Origin of the sequence: Actinoplanes sandaracinus (assembly GCF_030009775.1) — a bacterium.
In the GTDB taxonomy this organism is placed as follows: Bacteria; Actinomycetota; Actinomycetes; order Mycobacteriales; family Micromonosporaceae; genus Actinoplanes; species Actinoplanes sandaracinus.
Window position 1 is genome coordinate 149,076 of record NZ_JASCTH010000003.1, and the last position, 21,052, is coordinate 170,127.

The window sequence follows — 21,052 nt, forward strand, 5'->3', positions numbered from 1 at the left end:
CCGTCAGGCCGGGGCAGCCGTCACGGCTGTTCCCCATCGCCGGTCCAGGTCGTCCTGGGTCGGCATGGCCGCCGCGCCACCGTGCCTTTCACAGACGAGCCCGGCCACCCGTAAGGCGAAGCCGAGGCTCTCACCCCAGCCGGCGACACCGTCCGGCAGGCCGGTGGCCAGCAGGCGCGCGATCAGAGCCGCCATGACCGAGTCTCCGGCGCCGGTGGCGTCGACGGCCTGCACCGCCGGAGCCGGCAGCGCGGCGGTCTCGGCGCCCGCGTCCAGCCAGGCGCCGTCGGGACCGCACGTCACCACGACCGCTCCGGCCCCGGTCCGCCGCAGGCGGCGGGCGGCCTCCGGCACGGTGGCGCCGCTGTAGAGCACGGCCACGTCGGCCGAGCTCAGCTTGACCAGATCAGCGGTGGCGGCGAACTGCTCGACGACGTCACGCAGCGCGGCGACGGCCGCGTCGTCGGGCAGCAGAGCCGGCCGCACGTTGGGGTCGAGCACCCGGAGCGGGCCGGGAACCGCCCAGGCCCGGCGTGCCGCATCGAGAAACGGCTGGGCGAGCAGGCTGATCGATCCGGCGTACCGCACGGCGGCGCCGCCGAGCAGCGACAGGTCCAGGTCGCCGGGGGTGAGCCGCCCGTACGAGGGCGGCTCACCGTAGAACCGGAACCGCGGCTCCGGGCCGGCGAACGTGGTCAGCGCCAGTGTGCTCGCGGCCGTCACCCGCCGTACGCCCGTGACGCCCACTCCGGCCTCGGCGAGGAACGCGCAGATCCGCTCACCCCACACGTCCTCACTGACCGTGCCGACGAAATGAGCCTCACCCCCGAGACGGCGTACGCCCACCGCCACGTTCAGCGGTCCGCCGCCGATCGCCGTCCGGTAGAGCGTCTCCGGGCCACTCGTCGTCTCCAGCAGATCGACCAGGGCCTCACCCAGGATCACCGCGTATGGCATGTCGCTCCTCAAACCGCCGTCTCCGGTGGTGGCGCCGCACCCGTCATGATCGCGACGGCTTCGGACATCGAGTGGCTCTCCGGGGTGATGACCGCGACCCGGCGGCCGAGGCGCTGGATGTGGATGCGGTCGGCGACCTCGAACACGTGCGGCATGTTGTGGCTGATCAGAATGACCGGCAGGCCACGGTCGCGAACCTCGCGGATGAGCTGCAGGACGCGGTTGCCCTCCTTGACGCCGAGCGCCGCGGTGGGCTCGTCGAGGATGACCACTTTGCTGCCGAACGCGGCGGAGCGGGCGACGGCGACCGCTTGCCGCTGGCCGCCGGAGAGCGATTCGACGGCCTGGCCGATGTTCTGCAGGGTGGCCACGCCCAGTTCGTTCATGTGCCGCTTCGCCTCGGTGCGCATGTGCTTGTGATCGAGCATGCGGAACACCGAGCCGAGCACACCCGCCCGGCGCTTCTCCCGGCCGAGGAAGAGATTGTCGGCGATGTCGAGGCCGGGAGCCACCGCGAGGGTCTGGTAGACGGTCTCGATACCGGCTGAGCGGGCGTCCATCGGGTTGCGGAACTGAACGGGAGCGCCGTCCAGGAGGATCTCCCCGCTGTCCGGGACGAGCGCCCCGGACAACGCCTTGATCAGGCTGGACTTGCCGGCGCCGTTGTCGCCGATGACGGCCAGGATCTCGCCCGGGTGGAGTTCGAGGTCGCTGCCGTCGAGCGCCACCACCCGGCCGTACCGTTTGGTGAGGCCTTTGGCCTGCAGCACCGGCGTCATGACTTGACCTTTCTGATCCACTGGTCCAGCGAGACCGCGATCAGCACCAGCAGGCCGATCGCGAAGCCCTGCCAGACCACCTCGACCCCGGCCAGTTGCAGGCCGTTGCGGAACACCCCGACGATCAGCGCGCCGATCAGCGTGCCGATCACCCCGCCGCGCCCGCCGAACAGGCTGGCGCCGCCGAGCACCACGGCGGTGATCGAGTCCAGGTTGTAGTCGGTGCCGACGTTCGGGCTGGCCGAGGCGAGGCGTCCGATGAGGACCCAGGCGCCCACCGCGTACAGGGCGCCGGCCGTGGTGTAGACGGACAGGAGCACGCGGTTGGTACGGATCCCGGCGAGCCGGGCGGCCTCGATGTCGTCGCCGGTGGCGTACACGTGCTTGCCCCACGCCGTCGAGCCCAGCGCGTAGAAGAAGAGCGCGAACAGCAGCAGCATGATGATCGAGCCGTACGTCAGCCGGAAGCCGCCGATCGGGATCGTCGTGCCGGTCCAGGTCATCAGGCTCGGCATATCGGAGCCGCGGACCGTCTCGCTCTTGCTGACCACCGAGTTGAGCGAGAAGAAGATGGTCAGGGTGCCGAGCGTGACGATGAACGGCGGCAGCTTGATCCGGGTGACCAGGAAGCCGTTCAGAGCGCCCATGGCCGTGCCGAGCACGAACCCGAGGAGCAGCGCGAGCGGACCCGGCATCCCGGCCTTCGTGGCGAAGGTGGCCATGAGGATCGAGGAGAAGACCGCGACCGCACCGACCGAGAGGTCGATGCCGGCGGTCAGGATCACCAGCGTCTGCCCGAGCGCCAGCACCGCGATCACGGTGACCTGGGCCAGCACGAGCGACAGGTTCGGCGCCGAGAAGAAGCGCGGGTTGAGGATGCTGAAGGCGCCGACCGCCAGAATCAGGACGGCGAGCGGGCCGAGCGTCGGATTGCCGTGCAACAGGTGCTGGAGGCGCAACCCGAGCGATTCACGATTGCGGGCCTCGAAGCCAGCGGTGGCGGTCGTCATCGCTGAGCCTCCGCGGACATGTTCGCGCGGCTCTCGCCGGCGTCGTGCGGTGCGGCCGGATGCCGCCCGGTGCGGTCGGTCATGTCAGCCCCAGCAGTTCTGTGCGCCCCAGGTGGAGTCCTGGGCCTCGACGCCGGTCTGCGACTGGTCGGTGATGAGCTGCACCCCGGTGTCGGTGAAGTCCTTGCCCTGCGTGGTGGCCGGCTTGGTGCCGTCCTTGGCGAACTTCGTGACGGCTTCGACGCCCGACGACGCCATCTTCAGCGGGAACTGCATGGACGTGGCGCCGATGACGCCGGCCTTGACGTTCTTGACGCCGGGGCAGCCTCCGTCGACCGAAACGATCGTGACGTCCTTCTCCTTGCCCGCGGCCTTGAGAGCCTCGTAGGCGCCGGCCGCCGCGGGCTCGTTGATCGTGTAGACGAGGTTGATCGACGGGTCCTTCTGGAGCAGGTTCTCCATGGCCGTACGCCCGCCCTCCTCGGCGCCGTCGGTCACGTCGTGTCCGGCGATCCGCGGGTCGGCCTCGTCGCCGATCTTCGTCTTGTCCTTGACGTCGATGCCGAAGCCTTCCAGGAAGCCCTGGTCACGCTGCACGTCGACGGAGATCTGGTTGGGGTTGAGGTCGAGCAGAGCGATCTTCGCCTGCTTGCCCTCCTTGTCGAACTTGGCCTTCGCCCACTTTCCGATGAGCAGGCCGGCCTGGTAGTTGTCGGTGGCGAAGGTGGCGTCGACGGCGCTGACCGGATCGGTCGGCGTGTCCAGGGCGATGACGAGCAACCCGGCCTGGCGTGCCTTGTCGATCGCGGGGACGATCGCCTTCGAGTCGCTCGGGGTGATCAGGAAGCCCTTGGCGCCGGCGGAGATCAGGTTCTCGATGGCCTGGACCTGGGCCTCGTTGTCGCCGTCCTGTTTGCCGCCGAACGTCTGCAACTCGATGCCCTGCTGCTGGGCGGCCTGCTGGGCGCCCTCCTTCATCTTGACGAAGAAGGGGTTCGTGTCGGTCTTGGTGATCAGACCGACGATCGGCTTTCCGCTGTCGCTGGTGGCTTCCGCGCCGCCACAGGCGGCGGTGCCGAGGCTGAGAGCGGCGACGACGCCGAGGGCGGAAAGCCGACGGCCGGAGATGAACGCGTGGGGCACCGATGCCTCCTGAAGAGTCAACGAGATTCGATCACTGGATGGATCTAGGAACGCGCTAAAGACAACGTTGTCATGGAGTAGACGCGACAGTGTTGCTCTTGTCAACATCGTGTAACTCGGAAGTTTCCATCGACCGTCGGACCTACCGCATGCACCTGTGGGAACGTGCGACGGTCATCAAAAGATGGCTCTCATGCTGCGAGACAACGACGATGACATCGTTGTCATAGCGGAGGGTGTTGTCTAGGCTCCACCCGTACCGGGGGGATCAAGGGTCAGCGAGGAGCACCGTCGTGCGCGAAGCACCAACCACGCCCGACGGCAGGGGAACCGGGCGGGCCACGATGAACGACGTCGCCCGCGCCGCCGGCGTCAGCCTCAAGACGGTCTCGCGGGTGGTCAACGGCGAGCAGAACGTCTCGCCCATGCGGATGGCCCAGGTTCGCGAAGCGATCGAAGCCCTCAACTACCGGCCCGACCTGGGGGCCATCACGCTACGGCGCAGCGACCGTCGCACCGGGACGGTCGCGCTGCTGCTCGAAGACGTCGGCAACCCGTTCTCCTCGGCCCTGCACCGCGCGGTGGAGGACGAGGCCCGCGCACACGGGGTGCAGGTGCTGACCGGAAGCCTCGACGAGGACCCCGAACGTGAGCGGGAACTGGCCCGGGCGTTCACCATGCGCCGCGCGGACGGTCTGATCATCGCCCCGGTCAGCTCGGACCAGAGCTACCTGGCCACCGAGATCCAGGCCGACACCCCGGTCGTCTTCGTCGACCGGCCCGGCCACGGCATTCCGGCCGACACCGTGCTGTCGACCAACGTGATCGGAGCGACCGAGGCGACCCGCCACCTCATCGCGCACGGGCACCGCCGGATCGCCTACCTGGGCGACTACACCAGGATCTCCACGGCACGGCACCGGCAGGAGGGATACCTCGCCGCCCTGCGGGAGGCCGGCATCGATCCCGAGCCCGCGCTGATCATCCCGGATCTGCACACCACGCCCATGGCGGAGAGCAAGGTGATGGAGGTGCTTCACCGCACGAACCCACCGACCGCCCTGTTCACCAGCCAGAACCTGATCACCGTCGGCGCGGTGCGCGCCCTGCGCCGCCTCGGCCTGCACCATGCCGTCGCCCTGATCGGCTTCGACGACTTCCCCCTGGCCGACCTGCTGGAACCGGCCGTCACGGTGGTCGCCCAGGACCCGGCGATGATGGGTTCCATAGCCGCGCAGACGTTGTTCCGCCGTATCGACGGCGACGACAGCCCTCCGGGTGAGTACTGGATCCCCACCACGCTGATCCGCCGCGGATCCGGCGAGCTGCGGCCCGGCTCATACCCTCCGCACGAACGCCGCGGCGAGTCCCTCTGACACAGCGGGGACGCCGATGAGGTGGTCACCGGCCTGGTCCCTGGAGAACCCGGCGGCCGATCGTTGCCGAACGGGCCGCGGAAAGGGAAGCCCAGCGGTCACTTCTTCTTCTTGCCGGGCTTCTTCGCCTTCTTGCCCTTCTTGCCGTCCTTCTCCGCCGTCGACTTCGCCTCCGCGACCTCAGGCATGAGCACGGGCGAGAGCAACTTGAGGAAGACCAGCGCCAGCGGAGCCAGCCAGGCCCACCACGGCACCAGTGAGCCCGGTCCGAACAGCATGCCGGCCACGTCGTAACTCACCTCGACGGTGGTATCCATCATTTGCCTCCGGGGGGCGAACGGCTCAGGTCGGGCAGGACGCCCTCCCTCGTTGGGGGTCGGAACCCAATATCGGGCTCGCACCGCCCGCTCTTAGCCTTTCCACCGACCGTCGAGCGGCCTCACTCCCACCGCCACCGCAGCCACCCGGCCGCAACCATCGGCCCCGTCCACCGCCGCCCACCGCCCAGAGGCGCGTCGACGATCAGGTGTCGAGGAGGCCGAGGCGGTGAGCGACGGCAGCGGCCTCGACACGGTTGGTGACCTCGAGCTTGGCGATGATCCGGGAGACGTGGACGCTGGCCGTCTTCGGCGAGATGAACAGGTTCTGAGCGATGCGGCTGTTGCTCTGCCCCTCGGCGACCAGGCGCAGCACCTCACGCTCCCGAGCGGTCAGCAACGCGGTGCTCATGACGGCAGCCGTGCCTCCGGCCACCCCGGCCGAACCGCGCAGCCCGGCGGCGTCTCGCACCCCGGCGGCACCTGCGGCCCCGGCGCCTCGGACACCAGCGCCCCGGACACCAGCGCCTCGGGACCCGGCCGCGCCTCGGACACCGAGCCGACGGGCCATGACCTCGGCGGCCTCGACCAGCGGCCGGGCACCGAGTTCGACGGCGAGCGCACGGGCCTCGGTGAGCGCGGCGGTGGCGGCCGGGCGGTCGGCGGCCACCACCTCAGCGAGGCTGAGCAGCGCGTTCGCGAGCTGGTAGGGCTGGCCGTCGGCCCGCCAGGCCGCGACCGCCTCCCGCCACCGGTCGGCGCCGCCGTCGAGGGATGCCGCCACCTGCGCGGCATAGGCCACCTCAGCCGGATAACGCTGCGGCAGGCGGCCCGCCAGCTCCCGGATCGTGCCCGCCAGATCCAGCGCGCTCCCGTCGGAGGCACCGAGGCCCGGCTGGGGCAGGGTGCGGGCGGCGGCGGCCAGCACCGCCCACCCGTAGCGGGGCCGGTCGGTCAGGCCACGGTCGGTCAGGGCGACGGCGGCGGCGGCGCGGGCCGCGGCTGTGTCGCCCGTGGCGAGGCCGGCGAGGATGCGCAGTTCCAGCAGGGCGAGACGGGTCTCGTTGGTGAGGAACGGTTTGGCGAGGAAGGCGACGGCCCGCTGGACCGTGGCCTCGGCGCCGTCGTGGCCGCGGGCCAGGCGGAGACGGCCACGAAGGCGGAGGCCGGGGGCGGCGAGAGTGCCGGGCGGGTCGTGGCGGGCCGCTTCGGCGAGAAGGGCGTCGGCCTCGTCCCAGCGGCCGAGGGCCATCAGCGCCTCGGCGTGGTTGGCGAGCAGGTAGACGCCGGTGGTGCGGCTGACACCGATCCGGTCGGCGTGTGGCACGCCTTCGGCGGCGGCCGCGGCGGAGGCCGCATAGGCCCCTGTTTCGAACAGCGAGTCGGAGAGGTTGACCAGAGCGGCCGCCAGGTTGGAGATGTCGCCGGAGTCGCGGGCCCGGTCGACGGACCGGCGCATGGCCGGCAGGCTCTCGGCGGCGGGGAGACGGCCGCTGCACACCTTGCTGTAGGTGATCTCGACGGCGACCTGACCCGCCTCGTCGCCGAATTCGGCTCCGGTCGCCAGCACCGACTGGGCGAGCCGGTCGGACTCGCCGGGATCGGTGGCGGCCAGGACGTAGACGACGTCGGCGGCGAGTTTCAGCCAGGCGGCGTCGCGGGGCGCCTCGACCAGAAGCCGGTACGCCTCGCGGGCCTCGGCCGCCCCGTCGCTCTTGCCGGCGTTGCGCAGCAGTTTGGCCCGCCGGACCAGCAGTCGCGCCGCCCGCACCGGCTCGGCCGCGGAGTCGAGGTCGGCGAGGGCGGCTCGGGTCAGCGTCTTCGCCCGCATGAGCTCGCCGGAGTCGATGGCGGCGAGGGCCGCCTCCTCCAGCAGGTCGAGGTGGCCGACGCCGAGCAGGTCGGCCGCGCCGGGCACCTGGTCCCACAGCTCCAGCATGCGGTCGAGCAGGCGGGCCCGCTCGGCGAACGCATAGCGGCTGCCGGCGGCGTCGGCGGCACGGTGCGCGGCGACGAGCGCGCGGGCGTGGTCGCGGGCGGCGAACCAGTGGTGGGCGATCTCGGCGGGGGCGCGGTCGGCGTCGACCAGGTGCGGCTCGGCCTCGATGGCCTGCGCATAGCTGGCGTGCAGCCGGGCGCGCTCGCCGGGCAGCAGATCGTCGTGGACGGCCTCACGGACGAGGGCGTGCCGGAACTCGAAGCCGCCGTCGGGGGCGATGACGATCAGCTGGGCGGCGACGGCGGCGCGCAGCGCGGACTCCAGGGTCGTCTCGTCGACGCCGGTGACGCGCGCCAGCAGCTCGTGACCGAACCGGTGGCCGCCGACCGCGGCGACCCGCAGCACCCGCTGGGCGGAGTCGGGCAGCTGGTCGGCCCGGGAGAGAAGAAGGTCGCGGAGGGTTTCCGGGATGTCGCCGCAGCGCGGGTCGGCGGAGGCGGCGAACTGCTCGATGAAGAACGGGATGCCCTGCGCCCGCCGGCTGATCGCGTCGACGGTGGGCGGGTCGGGCTCGGCGCCGAGCAGGTGCCCGAGCAGCTCGGCGGTGCCGTCACGGTCGAGCCGGTCGAGGTCGTGCCGCTGGACGCCACGGGCCCGCTCCAGCTCGGCCAGGAACGGCCGGAGCGGGTGCCCCCGGTGCAGCTCGTCGGTGCGGTAGGTGGCGATCAGCAGCAGGCGTGGCACTCGCACGGAACGGACCAGGAAGGCGATCAGGTCACGGGTGGACCGGTCGGCCCAGTGCAGGTCCTCCACCACCAGCACGAGCGGCCGCTCCTCGGCGAGCCGGGCGAAGAGCGCCCCGGCCAGCTCGAACAGGTGGCCGCGGCGGGTCTCGCCGCCCTCGGGCGGCGGGCCCAGCTCGGGCAGCAGCCGGGCGAACTCGGCCTCGCGGCCCTCGAAGACGGCCCGGCCCTCACGCCGGCTCAGCTCACGCAGCGCGGCCGCGAACGGGGCGAAGGGCAGGCCCTCCTCGCCCAGCTCGAGGCACTGACCGACCAGGACGCGGGCGTCGAGGGACCGGCAGAACTCCTCGACGAGCCGGGTCTTGCCGACGCCGGCCTCACCGCCGACGAGGACGGCGGCCGGCTCGGCGGCGCGCACCCGCTTGAGCGCCTCGTGCAGCGTGGCCAGGTCGGGCTCGCGCCCGACCAGGACCGTGCTGTGCGCGCTCACCGTCATGAGGTCGAGCATGCCACGCCCGTACGACATGATTTCGTCCCCGATCGTCGTGATCACGATGCGAGAGGCTGTCGCCGCGCCGTCCGTCCGGCCCGGAAGAGCCGGGGCCACCGGATGCGCCGGCGTGGCCGTTCGGTCTCGGATCTCCGCACGAGACGGTGGTCCTCGGCGTCGCGGAGCATCGCGTCGATGCGGTGGCGGGCGAGGTGCGCATGGGTGCCGGGGTCGTTGAAGGGGATCATTTCGGGGCTCCTGTCGGTTGTCGTGACACCGACTCTTCGCCCGAAGGCGGCCCGAGAGCATGGGGCGCCCGCCTCATATCCGCCGGACGGCCCCTCCTTACCGGCGGCCGCTGAGGTCCCCGGGACGCCGTAAGGTACCTGAGCCCCACTACACTTTGCGGCTATGGCAAAACCCCAGGAGAAGGTGTCGTTCCGCGAGCGCCTGAAGCAGATCGGCCAGGTGTTCGCGTTCACGGCGAAGCAGGACAAGTGGTTCGTCCCGCTGGTCATCGGAGCGGTCGCGATCCCGATCGCGATCACCGTGACGATCGTGCTCCTGACAGGCAACTGGCCCTGGATCCCGGTCGGGGTCCTCTTCACGCTGCTGGCCGTTCTGATCGTGCTCAACCTGCGGTCGAACACGGCGATGATGAACGTGGCGGAGGGCCAGCCTGGCGCCGCCGCCTCGCTGATGGAGAACATGCGGGGCGACTGGCGGGTCCGTCCGGCCGCGAGTTCCACCACGCAGTTCGACATGGTGCACGTGGTGATCGGTAAGCCCGGCGTGATCCTGCTCGGCGAGGGCGACCCGCAGCGCGTGCGCAGCCTCCTCAGCCAGGAGAAGCGGCGCCTGGTCAAGGTGATCGGCAACGCCCCGATCTATGACTTCGTCATCGGTACCGACGAGGGCCAGTTGCCGGTGCGCAAGCTGCGCTCGACGATGATGAAACTGCCCCGCAACCTCACCGGCAAGGACGTCAACTCGCTGGACAAGCGTCTCGGCGCGCTGATGTCGCGGCCGCAGATGCCGAAGGGCGCCATCCCGAAGAGCATGCGGCCGAGCAAGGGCGCGTTCCGGCAGCAGAGGCCGCGTTAAACCTTTCTCCTGTACGGGGGCAGACCTCCCCGAGAGCAACGATGCCCGTCCCGCCCGTTCCCGGCGACGCCGCAGCCACTCACGGCCCGGCGTCGCCGCCGGGCGGGGCGGGCATCGGCGGTTACGGGGCGGCCGATGAGGCGGGCTCTCCGGCCGAGTTCAGGGTTCGGGCCGCCGTTGTCCGCAGAGTCACGTGCATGTGTGGCCGTACCCGATGAGTGGCTTGGAGAGCGACCCCCGCGGGGGGGTGACTGGGCCGCATTCATCGACAGGGGCCTCCATGATCGGTCCGGGGCGCTAGCCTCGGGACTACGCCGCTGTCCGGCGTCCAAGGCGGACGGTGGCGCAGACTCACCCGCGGGCACGAAGGAGTTCCGTTCGTGGTCAGCACCCTGGCGGTCCCCGGCACCTATCCGACTCTCCGAGACGCTCTCGAGGTGGCGCCCGACGGCGCTGTCGTCATCCTCGCTCCCGGCACCTACCGGGAGCGCATCGACCTGGCCGGGCGCCGTCTGACGGTGCGCGCCTCCGGCGATCCGGGGTCGGCGATCGTGGACGCGTCCGGGCTGGACGGCCCGGCGCTCGCGGTCTCCTCCGGTGACGTCGAGGTGGACGGCCTGGCCCTCGTCTCGGACGACTATCCCGCGGTCGCGATCGGCGGCGGCCGGGTGCGGTTGCGCCGCTGCGAGCTGTCCGCGGGTTACGGCGCGGGCCTGCAGGCCGACGGCGGTGCGATGGTCGACGCCTCGGAGGTGCGGGTGGTGGCCGGCCAGCACGGTTTCGTCTTCTCCGACGCCGGCGGCACGGTGGAGTCCTGTGAGATCCGCGGCGTCTCCGACGACGGGGTGATCGTGCGGCTGGGCGCGGACCCGGCGATCCGCGGCACCAAGATCGGCGACTGCGGCTACCGCGGCGTCTACGTCTATCAGTCGGGGCGCCCGGTGATCGAGCGCTGCGACGTCTCCGGCACCGGCGACGCGGGCATCGTGGTCGCCTATGCGAGCGCGGTCCGGATCGTGGAGACGTGGGTGCACCAGACCTCCGGTCCGGGCATCGTGATCGGCGCCGGCTGCACGGCCGAGGTCGAGCGGTGCCGGGTGGAGGAGACCGCCGACCCGCCGGTGCGGGTCGATCCGGGCGCCACGGCGACGGTGACGCTGAGCGACGCCGGCGGGCTGCCGACAGCGGGGGTCGTCGCGGCCGGCGCCGCGCAGGATGCCGCCGAGGTGGAGCGACTGCTCACCGAGCTGGATTCGATGATCGGGCTGACCGGGGTGAAGGACGAGGTCCGGGCCTTGATCGACGAGATCCAGGTGAACGAGTGGCGGCGCGGTGCGGGGCTGTCGGTGGGCGCGGTCAGCCATCACCTGATCTTCACCGGTGCCCCGGGCACGGGGAAGACGACCGTGGCCCGCATCTACGGGCAGTTGCTGAAGGCGCTCGGCGTCCTGCCGAACGGCCGGTTCCGTGAGGTGTCCCGGCGTGACCTGGTTGGACAATACATCGGGCATACCGCGGAGAAGACGACGTCGGTCTTCGAGGACGCGATGGGCGGGGTGCTGTTCATCGACGAGGCCTACACGCTGGCCCGGGCCGGCGGGGCGGCCGCCGACTTCGGCCAGGAGGCGATCGACACCCTGGTCAAGCTGATGGAGGACCACCGTGACCAGGTCGCGGTCATCGTCGCCGGGTACACCCAGGAGATGCTCGACTTCCTGGACGCCAACTCCGGCCTGGCCTCCCGGTTCGCCAAGACGATGGAGTTCGAGAACTACGGGCCGGACGAGCTGGTGATGATCGCCGACCGGATCGCCCGGCAGGACGACTACATCTTCGCGCAGGGGCTGCCGGAGGCGCTGCACCACCATTTCGGGCAGCTCGAGCAGAGCCGGAACTTCGGTAACGCCCGGGAGGCGCGCAAGCTGCTGGAGGGCATGCGCAAGGCGCAGTCCGGGCGGCTGCGGGCGATGGGGCGGATGCCCAGCCGCGACGATCTGCGCACGTTGATGCTCGCCGATCTCCAGGTGGCGACCCGCTGAGCTGAACTACTCCGTCGGAGGCGATCTGGTGCATCGAGGTGAGGGAACGACGTATGGGGTGGCGGTCCCGCCACAGCCGCCCGCGCCCGTTTCGCAGCACCGGCCGCCTGCCGGGGCGACGCCGGCGGTGGCGGTCCGGGCGGTGCCGAAACGGGGCCATCTCGGCACGCTCAGCCTGGCGCAGATCCTGGTCGCCGAGGCGGCGGTCCTGGCTGTCGCCGCGGCCTTCACCGGCACGCTGCTCACGGTCGCCGTCGCCGTCGCCGGCTCCGCGGCGCTCCTGCTGCTGGTCTTCTCGCGCAGGCAGCACCGCTGGTGGCTGGAGCACCGGCTGGTCGCCCGCGACCATCGCCGCCGCCGCGCGGCCCGGATCGACGCGAGGTCCGGCCCGGTGCTGGCGGCGCTGCGCACGGTGGCGCCCGGCCTCACCGTGCGGGACGTCGCGGCGTCGAGAGGCCCCACCGCCGGAGCGCCGGCCTCCGGGGGCACAGCCGCCGAGGGCACGGTCGGTGTCGCCCGGGACGAGGCCGGCTGGTTCAGCGTCGTCACGCTCGACCCGGCCGCCGCGCCCCTCCCGCTCGACTCGCTGCTCAGCGCGCTCTCCGGCACCGGCCAGCCGGGCCTGGTGATGGAGCTGGTCACACACACGGTGCCCGCGCCGAGCCCGGACGTGCCGGCCGCCTCCCCGTCCGGCGCCTCCTACCGGCAACTCGTCGAGGCGGTCAGCCCGAGCCCGGTCCCGGCCTACCGGGAGTCGTCGATCAGCATCCGCATCGACGCGCAGACCCTGGCCGAGGCGCTGCTCGACCACACCGCCGACCCGGAGGCGGCGGCCACGCTCGTCGCCGGGCTGGCCCGCAAGGTGGTGACCAGCCTGCGGCGGCTCGGTGTCACCGGGCGGCCGCTCGACGCGGAGCGGCTGCTGGCCCTGCTGGCCCGCTCGTGCGACGTGGAGCCGTGGGCGCTGGCCGACGGCCCGGGGGTGGACGAGGCGTGGACGCACTGGCGGTCCGCGCGGCTGGTCCACCGGACGTACTGGCTGAAGACCTGGCCGGAGTCGGCGACCGAGATCGGGTCGTTGTTCGCGTGGGCGGCGACCGCGCCGGCCGCCCAGACCAGTGTGGCCCTGGTGCTCGGCGCGGGCGGCGGCGACGAGGTCCCGATGCGCGCCTTCATCCGGCTGGCGACCCGGCCCGACGCGGACCTGGGCGCGCTCGACCGGGTGCTGCGGGAAGGCGCGCGGCGCGCCGGGGGCGAGTTGCAGGCGCTCGACGGGGAACAGGGCCCGGCGGCCTACGCGACCGCGCCCACCGGAGGTGGGGCGGGATGAGCAGTTACCCGAGGCCCTATCCGGACGAGGTGCCACAGGCCGCTCCGGTACCACGCCAGACAACGCCACGGCCTGCTCCGGCGCCCCAGCCGCAGCACGCTCCGGCCGTCGCGCGGGTCGCTGTCCCGCAGTCGCGAACGCTGGCCGCACCGGTGGTGACGTCGGCGCCGCTGGCCACTCCGGCGCCGCTGACCCGCCCGCCGGACCAGCCGGGCGGCCCGCCGCCCGAGGAGCCGCACGACAGCCCCCGCGACCGGACCGGGCCGTCCGGGCGCACCAGCCGGCTGCGGATCGGCTGGCACACCGTCCCGCGGTCCGGGTTGCGCCGGGTGACGGCCACGGTGTCGACGCCGGCGGGCCTGCTCCTCGGGCGTGACCAGCGGCAGGCGCCGGTGCCGGTGCGGCTCTTCGCGCCCGATCCGGTGCTGGTGGCGCTGGTCGGCGGGGTGTGGGCGGCCCAGTTGCTGATCTTCCGGGCGTTCTCGGCGGGAGTCCGGGTGGTCGTGGTGACGACCGAGCCGCGGGCGTGGGCGGGCTTCGGCGAGCGGGCCACCGGGCAGCAGAACCGGCTCACCGTGGTCGGCCAGGAGCCCGGCGGGCCGTACAGCGGGACCGCCCAGACTCCCCTGCTCACCGTTTACGACCTGGGCATGACCGGGCCGATGACGAGTCCGCCGCTGGGCCCCTGGCACACCCGGCTGACCATTCTGCGGCAGCTGGACCGGCCCGGGGTGGCGGCGCTGCAGGAGGCCGGCCTGGCGGTCCTGCAACGGCTCGGCGGCGACGAGGCGACCCTGGCCGCTGCGGCGCTCAAACTGCCACCGCAGAGCGGGCAGCTGCTCCAGTCGATGAACGACGACATGATGGCGCTGATCGGCGACGGCGACGAGCGCTACCTCTTCCTGAACCAGACCGGCATCGAACAGCAGTACGTCGGTCTGCCCCGCCGCTAGCGTCCCGGCGGGGACCAGGCGAGCTGCACCAGCCGGGCACCGTGCTTGCGGGTGATCATCCACGCCCGGCCGGGTGGCAGCGGCTGCGGTTTGAGGTTGCCGAAGAGCGGTCCCTCCTCCCGCTGGCCGGACATCATGATCCCCGGGGACGCCAGCTCCCGGATCCGCCCGATCACCGGATCGAACAGCGCCCGCCCGGCGCCGCCGATCCGCCGGGTGATCACCACGTGCAGGCCGATGTCGCGGGCCTGCGGCAGGAACTCCAGCAGCGGCGTCAACGGGTTCGGGCTGGCCGACGCGATCAGGTCGAAGTCGTCGACCAGCACGTACAGCCGCGGGCCCTTCCACCAGCTGCGGTCGGCGAGCATCTCGGGGGTGACGTCGGGGCCGGGCAGCCGCTCCCGCATGGCGACCGCCACCTGGTTGATCAGGTCGGCGGTCACCTGGTGCGAGGTGCCGTAGCCGATGGTGTGCTCGGCCGGGACGCAGCCGAGCAGGCTGCGCCGCAGGTCGATCAGGAGCAGACGGGCCTCGGCCGGGGTGTGCGCGGCCACGATCGAGCGGGCCAGGCCGCGCAGGAACGAACTCTTGCCGCTCTCCACGTCGCCGAAGAGCAGGGTGTGCGGCTCGGCGTCGAAGTCCAGCGAGACCGGCTGCAGGTCGGTCTCGGCGATACCGATCGGCACCAGTCCGCCCCGGGCCGGTGGCAGCGCCTCGAACGGCAGCTCGGCCGGCAGCAGCCGGACCGGGGGCGCCGGGGCCGCCGTCCACTGTTCGCCGGCCTGCCGGACCAGGTCGGCCACCGCCTCGGCCAGATCGTCGACGCGCTGTTCCCGGTCGATGCGGGGCAGCGCGGCGAGGAAGTGGTGGCCGTCCGGAGTGAGGCCGCGGCCGGGCGCGTCCTCCGGCACGTTCACCGCCTCCCGCCGGTTGATCACCGAGTCGCCGGCCTCGCCGAGCCGCAACTCGATGCGGGTGCCGAAGACGTCGCGGATCTGCGGCCGGACGTCCATCCACCGGTTCGTCGCGCCCAGCACGTGGATGCCGAACCCGAGACCGCGGTTGGCCAGCTCGTGCACGGTGGTCTCGAGGTCCTCGAACTCGGCGCGCAGGGTCGCCCAGCCGTCGACCACCAGGAAGACGTCACCGAACGCGTCCTCGGCATACCGTCCCTGCGCCTTGGCCCGCCGGTACGCCGCCGCGCCCTCCACGTTCTCGGCGGCGAACATCTCCTCCCGGGCCCGCATCAGCCCGTGGAGTTCGGCGATGGTCCGCCGGACCCGGTCCACCTCGCGACGGGTTGCCACCCCGCCGGCGTGCGGCAGGTCGGCGAGCGCGCTGAGCGGCCCGCCCCCGAAGTCGAGCCCGTAGAACTGCACCTCACGCGGGGTGTGGGTGAGCGCCAGACTGACCACGAGCGTACGCAGCAGGTTCGATTTGCCGGACTGGGCCGCCCCGACGATCATCACGTTGCCGGCCGCCCCGGCCAGGTCCAGCCACATCGGATCGCGGCGCTGGTCGTACGGCTTGTCGATGATGCCGCCGAGCGCGTGCAGAGAACCGAACCGCTCCGCGGCGTCCGCGGTCAGCCCACGCTCCGGCATCGTGATCACCGGCGGCAGCATCTGGCCCAGGGTGGGCGCCTTGTCCAGCGGCGGCAGCCACACCTCGTGGGCGGGCGCGCCCTTGCCCTCCATCTGGCGGACCATCACCTCCAGCAGGGTGTCCCCGACCGCGCTCTCCTCTTCCTTCGGCTGCTCGTCCGCACTCGGCAGCTCGTCGCGCGGCGGCGCCACATAGAACGTGGAGAAGTCCCGGATCGGGTTCCCGCCACGGCTGCCCAGGCCGGGGGTGGCACCGTCCTTGCGGACCGTCCCGGAGACGTACGCCGCCTTCAACCGGATCAGCCCTTCGGTGCCGGTACGCAGGTAGCCGTGCCCGGGAGAGCGGGGCAGCTCGTAGGCGTCCGGCACACCGAGCACGGCCCGGCTCTCCATCGACGAGAAGGTTCGCAGCCCGATCCGGTAGGACAGGTGGGACTCCAGCCCGCGCAGCCGCCCCTCCTCCAGTTTCTGCGAGGCGAGCAGCAGGTGGATGCCGAGGGAGCGCCCGACGCGTCCGATCTGGACGAACATGTCGATGAAGTCGGGCCGGGCGCTGAGCAGCTCGGAGAACTCGTCGACGATGAACAGCAGGCTGGGTAGCGGGGCCAGCGGCACCCCCGCCGAGCGGGCGCGCTCGTAGTCGCGCTGGGACGCGTAGTTGCCGGCCTTGCGCAGCAGTTCCTGCCGCCGGGTCAGCTCGCCCTGGATGGCGCCGAGCATGCGGTCGACCAGCGGCAGCTCACCTTCCAGGTTGGTGATCATCGCGGCGGTGTGCGGCAGCCGGTCCAGGGAGGCGAAGGTGGCGCCGCCCTTGAAGTCGACGAGCACGAAGTTGAGGATCTCCGGGCTGTGGGTGAGGCCGAGCGCGAGCACCAGGGTGCGCAGCAGTTCCGACTTGCCGGAGCCGGTGGCCCCGACCAGCAGGCCGTGTGGGCCCATGCCGTCCTGTGCGGACTCCTTGAGGTCGAGCTCGACCGGCCGGCCGTCGGCGCCGACCCCGATCGGCACCCGCAGCCGGTCCCGGTTCGGCCGGCTGGCCCACAGATCGTTCAGATCGATCTGGTACGGGTCGTCCTGCTCCAGCAGGTCGGCCAGCCCGGTGTCCTGGGAGATGGCCGGGGTGTCGGCCATCGACGCGGCGGACAGCCGCAACGGCGCCAGCTCGCGGGCCAGCACCTCGGCCTCGGCCAGGCTGAGCGCGTCGGCCGTGCCGACCTCGGTGGGACCGTCCATCGTGGCGCCGGTGACCGTGCCGTCGGCCGCGATCTCCAGCACCACCGAGCTGTCGTCGAGCAGCCGCGGCGGGGGCACCGACAGGTCGACGATGGTGACCCCGGCGACCCCGCCCTCGGTCATCAGGTGGTCGGAGCCGGCGGTCGAGCCGCCGTCGATGATCACCATGACGTGCGGCCCGCCGCCGGGTGCGCCGGCCGGGTCGAAGCGGGGCCGGTTGACCAGCACGTCGTCGAGCATCGCCTCCAGCGCCGGCACGCTCGGGGCGACCAGGCGCACCGGGCCGGTCGCGTCGGTCTTGCCCGGGTGCTGGGCGTGCGGCAGCCATTTCGCCCACTCCCACCGGCCGCGTTCGTGGTCCGGCACGCAGACGCCGACGCGCAGGTCATCGGGGGCGTGGAAGGTGACCATCTGGGCGAGCAGGGCCCGGCTGAAGTCGTGCGCCTGCCGGTCGGCGCCGCGCACGTAGATGTGCGAGAAGTCGCGCAGCGCCACCGACACCGGCAGGTCGGGCACCACCGAGTAGGTGTTGAGGAACCGGCGCAGCGCCATCGTGCACAGTGGCTCCAGCTCGTCGACCGGGCGGGTCTGCGGCGGGACCAGGCGGGTCGCCACCTCCTGCGGGCCGACCGCGATGCGGACCACGGTGAAGTCGGCGTCGCCACGCCGGCGCTCCCACAGGCGGCCGCTGTCGGTGAACGTCCAGAGTGTCTCCGGGTCGGGGTTGCGGTAGTAGAGCGCCTCCCGCTGCCGGCGGATGGTGTTGCGGACCTGGGCCCGGAGCTGGGAGAGCTGGCGCAGGTACTGCCGGCGGGCTTCGATCATCTCGCGTTTGCCGGGACCGGTGGTGTTGGCGGCCATCATGGCGATCATGCCGAGGATGGAGACGCCGTACATCGCGCCGGCCACGTAGGTGATCGCCCCGCCCCGCTGGGCGCCCATCATCAGGCCCATGGCCGCGGCGCCGGCGCCCATCGGCAGGATCATCAGCATCCTGGTCCAGCCCTTGCCCGCAGGCGGCGGCACCTCGGGCGGCGGGTCGAGCGGGATCTCACCGGACGGCATGACGGGCGCCGGGCGGCGAGGCGGTCGCTTGATGATCGTCACTGTCACTCTGGGCTCCCCATCTGTGACGTAGCGACGTCATCCTATCCATCATCCGGCGGCGATCCTGCTACGTTGTCCACTGTGAGCGCACCCGCATCGAGCGGGCCCTCCCTGGCCCGGGTGACCATCGCGGCTCCCACCCGCCGTCTCGATCTCGCGCTGCCCGACAACATGCTCGTCGCCGAACTCCTGCCCCACCTGCTCCGGCACGCCGAGGGCGCGCTGGGCGAGCCCGCCGAGCGGTACGGCGGCTGGGTTCTGCGCCGGGCCACCGGCACCGCTCTGGAGCCCGGGCGCAACCTGGCCGCCCAGGGCGTGCGCGACGGCGAACTGCTGCACCTCAACCCGGCCCGGGAGGACTGGCCCGAGCTGGCGTACGACGACGTGGTCGAGGTGATCGCCAGCGGCTCCCGGCGGGCCGCCCGGTCCTGGACCCCCGCCGCCACCCGGCGCTGCGGGCTGGCCGTCACCGCCGGCGCGCTGCTGCTCGGCCTGGCCGGGCTGGCCGCGACCGGTCCCGGCTGGGTGCTCCCGGGAGTGGTCGCCCTGGTCGTCTCGCTGGCGTGCGCGGTTCTCGGCATCCTGCTGTCGCGGGCGTTCAAGGACGCGAACGCGGGCGGGGTGGTGGCCGCGAGCGGCCTGCCCTACGCGTTCGCCGGCGGGGCCTGGCTGCTCACCCAGCCCGGCGGCGGCTTCCTCGACGTCGGCGCCCCCGGCCTGGTCCTCGGCTCGTCGGCGCTGCTGGTGATCAGTGTGATCGGGCATGCCGGGGTGGCCGGGCTGACCCGGTTCTTCGTCGCCGGCATCGCGGCCGCCCTGACCGGCCTGCTCGCCGCGGTGCTGTCGTTCTCGGGCGTCTCCGGCGAGGGCGCCGCGGCGGTGGCGCTGACCGCCGCGATCGGCCTGCTCCCGGCCTATCCGGTGCTGGCGGGCTGGCTCGGCCGGCTGCCGTTCCCCGACCTGCCGGCCCGGGCCGAGGAGATCCTCAAGGACGAGCAGATGCCCCGCCGGGCGGACGTGTTCGCCGCCGTGGTGCGGGCGTCCGAGGTGCTGACCGGGTTCATCCTGTCCGCGGCGATCTGCAGCATCGTGGCGATGACCTGGTTGGCGCTGTCGACGCCGGGCACCTCCGCCGTACTCCTGATGATCGCGGCGATCGCCGCCCTGCTGCTGCGGGCCCGCCTGTTGCCCACCCCGCAGCAGCGGGTGCCCCTGCTGGTCGCCGGCCTGCTCGGGCTGGCCGGGCTGGGTGTCGGCCCGGTCGTCACCGGCGCCGTCTCCGGGGTGGTGCTGGTCGCCGGGGCGGCGCTGGTCACCGCGGTGGCCCTGCCGTCCGCGCTGATCTACAGCCGCCGGGCGCCGTCGCCCTACCTGGGCCGCGCCGCCGACATCTTCGACATCGTCGCGATCATGGCGTTGATCCCGCTCGCCTGCGCGGTGATCGGCGTCTTCGACGACATCCGCGGCCTGTTCGCCTCGATCGGCGGGTGAGCCGCCGGTGATCTCCCGCCGCGATCAGCTCCAGTCGTACCAGTTCATGAACCAGCGGGTGATCTCGGCGTTCGTGATGCGCGAGACCGACCCGGCCCAGTCCCCGCTGCGCCGCGGCATCGGGGCCCTGTTCGGCGGCCTGATGGTCGCGATCCTGGTGGCCGCCGGATTCGGCATCTACGGCATCCTCACCAAGACCGGCTCCAACCAGTGGCAGAAAGACGGCTCGGTGGTCGTCGAGCGGGAGACCGGCGCCAGCTTCGTCTACCTCGGCAACCGCCTCAACCCGGCTCTCAACTTCGCCTCCGCGAAACTCGCCGCCGGCCGCCCCGACCCACCGGTCTTCCGGATCGCCGCGAAATCCCTGACCGGCACCCCCCGCGGCAACACCATCGGCATCGCCGGCGCCCCCGCGTCCCTGCCCGACCCCGGCCGGCGGGTCGGTCTGCCGTGGACGATGTGCGCGATCCCCGACGGCAACGTCGGCTCGGTCCTGCTGGTCGGCGCCACCGGCCCGGCCGGCGCCGCCCTCGGTGACCGCGCCCTGCTGGTCACCGACAACCCCCGCGCCCAGGTCAGTCACCTGATCTGGCAGGGCCGCAAGTACCGCATCCCGGAGACCGCGATCGCGGTGGCCCTGTTCGGCACCGACGACGACCCGATCCGCGTCAGCACCGCCTGGCTCAACGCGCTCCCGTCCGGCGCCGACCTCGCCCCCATCGACGTCCGCGCGCCGGGCACCCCGTCCGGCGCCGCCCGCGGCTTCGACGTCGGCGACATCCTGGTCACCGAAACCGGCAGCGGCAAACAGTTCAACCTGATCCTCGCCGACGGCCGCGCCGCCATCACCGGACTGCAACAGGTGATCCTCAGCGCCGAGGAGGGCTTCGGCGATCCGAAACCGATCGCGGTCGGCGACCTGACCGACATCCCGGAAAGCCGGTCCCTCAAGAACGACGACGCGGGCGTCCGTGGCCCCGCCCAGGTCCCCCCGCTGGCCGGCATCGCCGCCGGCGAATCAGCCTGCGCCGTCACGTCCGCCGCCGACAAGCCCCCCACCGTCGCCGTGGGCGTCCCCGCCAGCGCTTTCGGCGCCGCCATCCCCACCGGCGGCACCACCGACGCCGGCCGCCCCCTCGCCGACGCCGTCAGCGTTCCCGCCGGCCGCTTCTCCCTGGTGCGCGTTCCCGGCTCCGGCGGCTTCATGCTGGTCACCGACCTGGGCCTGCGCCACCCGGTCCCGAGCCCCGACGCCCTGGCCCGCCTCGGCTACACCCCCGCGATCGCCGTCACGGTGCCCACCGCTTTGATCAACTCCGTCCCGGCGGGCGTCACCCTCGACCCCAACGCCGCGCTCCAGCGAGCCCAGAACCCCTGACTATTTTCGTACGCTCGCCGCCGCACCCAACCGCACCCACGCGCCCCCACGCAGACGCC

15 protein-coding genes are annotated in these 21,052 nt (G+C 72.4%); 7 read left to right on the forward strand and 8 right to left on the reverse strand.

Features of this window, described 5'->3' with window-relative positions; genetic code table 11:
* Positions 1 to 3 precede the first annotated feature (3 nt).
* The 4 genes from QLQ12_RS05455 to QLQ12_RS05470 all read right to left on the reverse strand — a co-directional run bounded on the left by QLQ12_RS05455 (position 4) and on the right by QLQ12_RS05470 (position 3,889).
* A complete protein-coding gene (locus QLQ12_RS05455) occupies positions 4 to 957 on the reverse strand; it encodes a PfkB family carbohydrate kinase (RefSeq protein WP_282757525.1) in 954 nt (317 codons plus the stop codon).
* A gap of 8 nt (positions 958 to 965) precedes the next feature.
* A complete protein-coding gene (locus QLQ12_RS05460) occupies positions 966 to 1,736 on the reverse strand; it encodes an ATP-binding cassette domain-containing protein (RefSeq protein WP_282757526.1) in 771 nt (256 codons plus the stop codon).
* Entirely contained in the window at positions 1,733 to 2,746 is a 1,014-nt protein-coding gene (locus QLQ12_RS05465; RefSeq protein WP_282757527.1) for an ABC transporter permease, read from the reverse strand. The genes QLQ12_RS05460 and QLQ12_RS05465 overlap by 4 nt, the downstream gene beginning before the upstream one ends.
* A gap of 84 nt (positions 2,747 to 2,830) precedes the next feature.
* The gene (locus QLQ12_RS05470) at positions 2,831 to 3,889 is read right to left on the reverse strand and encodes a sugar ABC transporter substrate-binding protein (RefSeq protein WP_282757528.1); all 1,059 of its coding nucleotides are present in this window, start codon (positions 3,887 to 3,889) and stop codon (positions 2,831 to 2,833) included.
* Positions 3,890 to 4,182: 293 nt separating this feature from the next.
* Between QLQ12_RS05470 and QLQ12_RS05475 the strand changes: the two genes are divergently transcribed.
* Entirely contained in the window at positions 4,183 to 5,265 is a 1,083-nt protein-coding gene (locus tag QLQ12_RS05475) for a LacI family DNA-binding transcriptional regulator (protein WP_282757529.1), read from the forward strand.
* Between the two features lie 98 nt (positions 5,266 to 5,363).
* Here QLQ12_RS05475 and QLQ12_RS05480 read toward each other — a convergent pair whose 3' ends face one another.
* From QLQ12_RS05480 to QLQ12_RS05490, 3 genes are all read right to left on the reverse strand, one after another.
* Positions 5,364 to 5,585, reverse strand: coding sequence for a hypothetical protein (locus QLQ12_RS05480; protein ID WP_282757531.1), 222 nt, complete (start codon positions 5,583 to 5,585; stop codon positions 5,364 to 5,366).
* Between the two features lie 202 nt (positions 5,586 to 5,787).
* The gene (locus QLQ12_RS05485; RefSeq protein ID WP_282757532.1) at positions 5,788 to 8,817 is read right to left on the reverse strand and encodes a helix-turn-helix transcriptional regulator; all 3,030 of its coding nucleotides are present in this window, start codon (positions 8,815 to 8,817) and stop codon (positions 5,788 to 5,790) included.
* Entirely contained in the window at positions 8,814 to 9,002 is a 189-nt protein-coding gene (locus tag QLQ12_RS05490; protein WP_282757534.1) for a hypothetical protein, read from the reverse strand. Before QLQ12_RS05490 ends, QLQ12_RS05485 begins: the two co-directional genes overlap by 4 nt.
* 163 nt (positions 9,003 to 9,165) lie before the next feature.
* On the opposite strand from QLQ12_RS05490, the gene QLQ12_RS05495 reads away from it, so the two are divergent.
* From QLQ12_RS05495 to QLQ12_RS05510, 4 genes are all read left to right on the forward strand, one after another.
* A complete protein-coding gene (locus QLQ12_RS05495) occupies positions 9,166 to 9,858 on the forward strand; it encodes a DUF4191 domain-containing protein (protein ID WP_282757536.1) in 693 nt (230 codons plus the stop codon).
* Between the two features lie 380 nt (positions 9,859 to 10,238).
* On the forward strand, positions 10,239 to 11,897 hold the full coding sequence (locus tag QLQ12_RS05500) for a right-handed parallel beta-helix repeat-containing protein (protein ID WP_282757538.1): 1,659 nt from the start codon (positions 10,239 to 10,241) through the stop codon (positions 11,895 to 11,897).
* Between the two features lie 28 nt (positions 11,898 to 11,925).
* Entirely contained in the window at positions 11,926 to 13,227 is a 1,302-nt protein-coding gene (locus QLQ12_RS05505) for a type VII secretion protein EccE (RefSeq protein ID WP_282757539.1), read from the forward strand.
* A complete protein-coding gene (locus QLQ12_RS05510) occupies positions 13,224 to 14,180 on the forward strand; it encodes a hypothetical protein (RefSeq protein ID WP_282757541.1) in 957 nt (318 codons plus the stop codon). Before QLQ12_RS05505 ends, QLQ12_RS05510 begins: the two co-directional genes overlap by 4 nt.
* On the opposite strand, the gene eccCa is transcribed toward QLQ12_RS05510, so the two are convergent.
* Positions 14,177 to 18,130, reverse strand: a complete 3,954-nt coding sequence (eccCa, locus tag QLQ12_RS05515) for a type VII secretion protein EccCa (protein WP_282757543.1) — start codon at positions 18,128 to 18,130, stop codon at positions 14,177 to 14,179. The genes QLQ12_RS05510 and eccCa overlap by 4 nt on opposite strands.
* A gap of 75 nt (positions 18,131 to 18,205) precedes the next feature.
* On the opposite strand from eccCa, the gene eccD reads away from it, so the two are divergent.
* A complete protein-coding gene (eccD, locus tag QLQ12_RS05520; protein ID WP_282757545.1) occupies positions 18,206 to 19,615 on the forward strand; it encodes a type VII secretion integral membrane protein EccD in 1,410 nt (469 codons plus the stop codon).
* Positions 19,616 to 19,622: 7 nt separating this feature from the next.
* Positions 19,623 to 20,993, forward strand: coding sequence for a type VII secretion protein EccB (gene eccB, locus QLQ12_RS05525; protein WP_282757547.1), 1,371 nt, complete (start codon positions 19,623 to 19,625; stop codon positions 20,991 to 20,993).
* The last annotated feature ends 59 nt before the right edge of the window (positions 20,994 to 21,052 follow it).

Coding starts and splice junctions, on each gene's coding strand:
- QLQ12_RS05455 (WP_282757525.1), bottom strand. CDS start 957: ATGCCATACGCGGTGATCCTGGGTGAGGCCCTGGTCGATCTGCTGGAG.
- QLQ12_RS05460 (WP_282757526.1), bottom strand. CDS start 1,736: ATGACGCCGGTGCTGCAGGCCAAAGGCCTCACCAAACGGTACGGCCGG.
- QLQ12_RS05465 (WP_282757527.1), bottom strand. CDS start 2,746: ATGACGACCGCCACCGCTGGCTTCGAGGCCCGCAATCGTGAATCGCTC.
- QLQ12_RS05480 (WP_282757531.1), bottom strand. CDS start 5,585: ATGATGGATACCACCGTCGAGGTGAGTTACGACGTGGCCGGCATGCTG.
- QLQ12_RS05490 (WP_282757534.1), bottom strand. CDS start 9,002: ATGATCCCCTTCAACGACCCCGGCACCCATGCGCACCTCGCCCGCCAC.
- QLQ12_RS05495 (WP_282757536.1), top strand. CDS start 9,166: ATGGCAAAACCCCAGGAGAAGGTGTCGTTCCGCGAGCGCCTGAAGCAG.
- QLQ12_RS05510 (WP_282757541.1), top strand. CDS start 13,224: ATGAGCAGTTACCCGAGGCCCTATCCGGACGAGGTGCCACAGGCCGCT.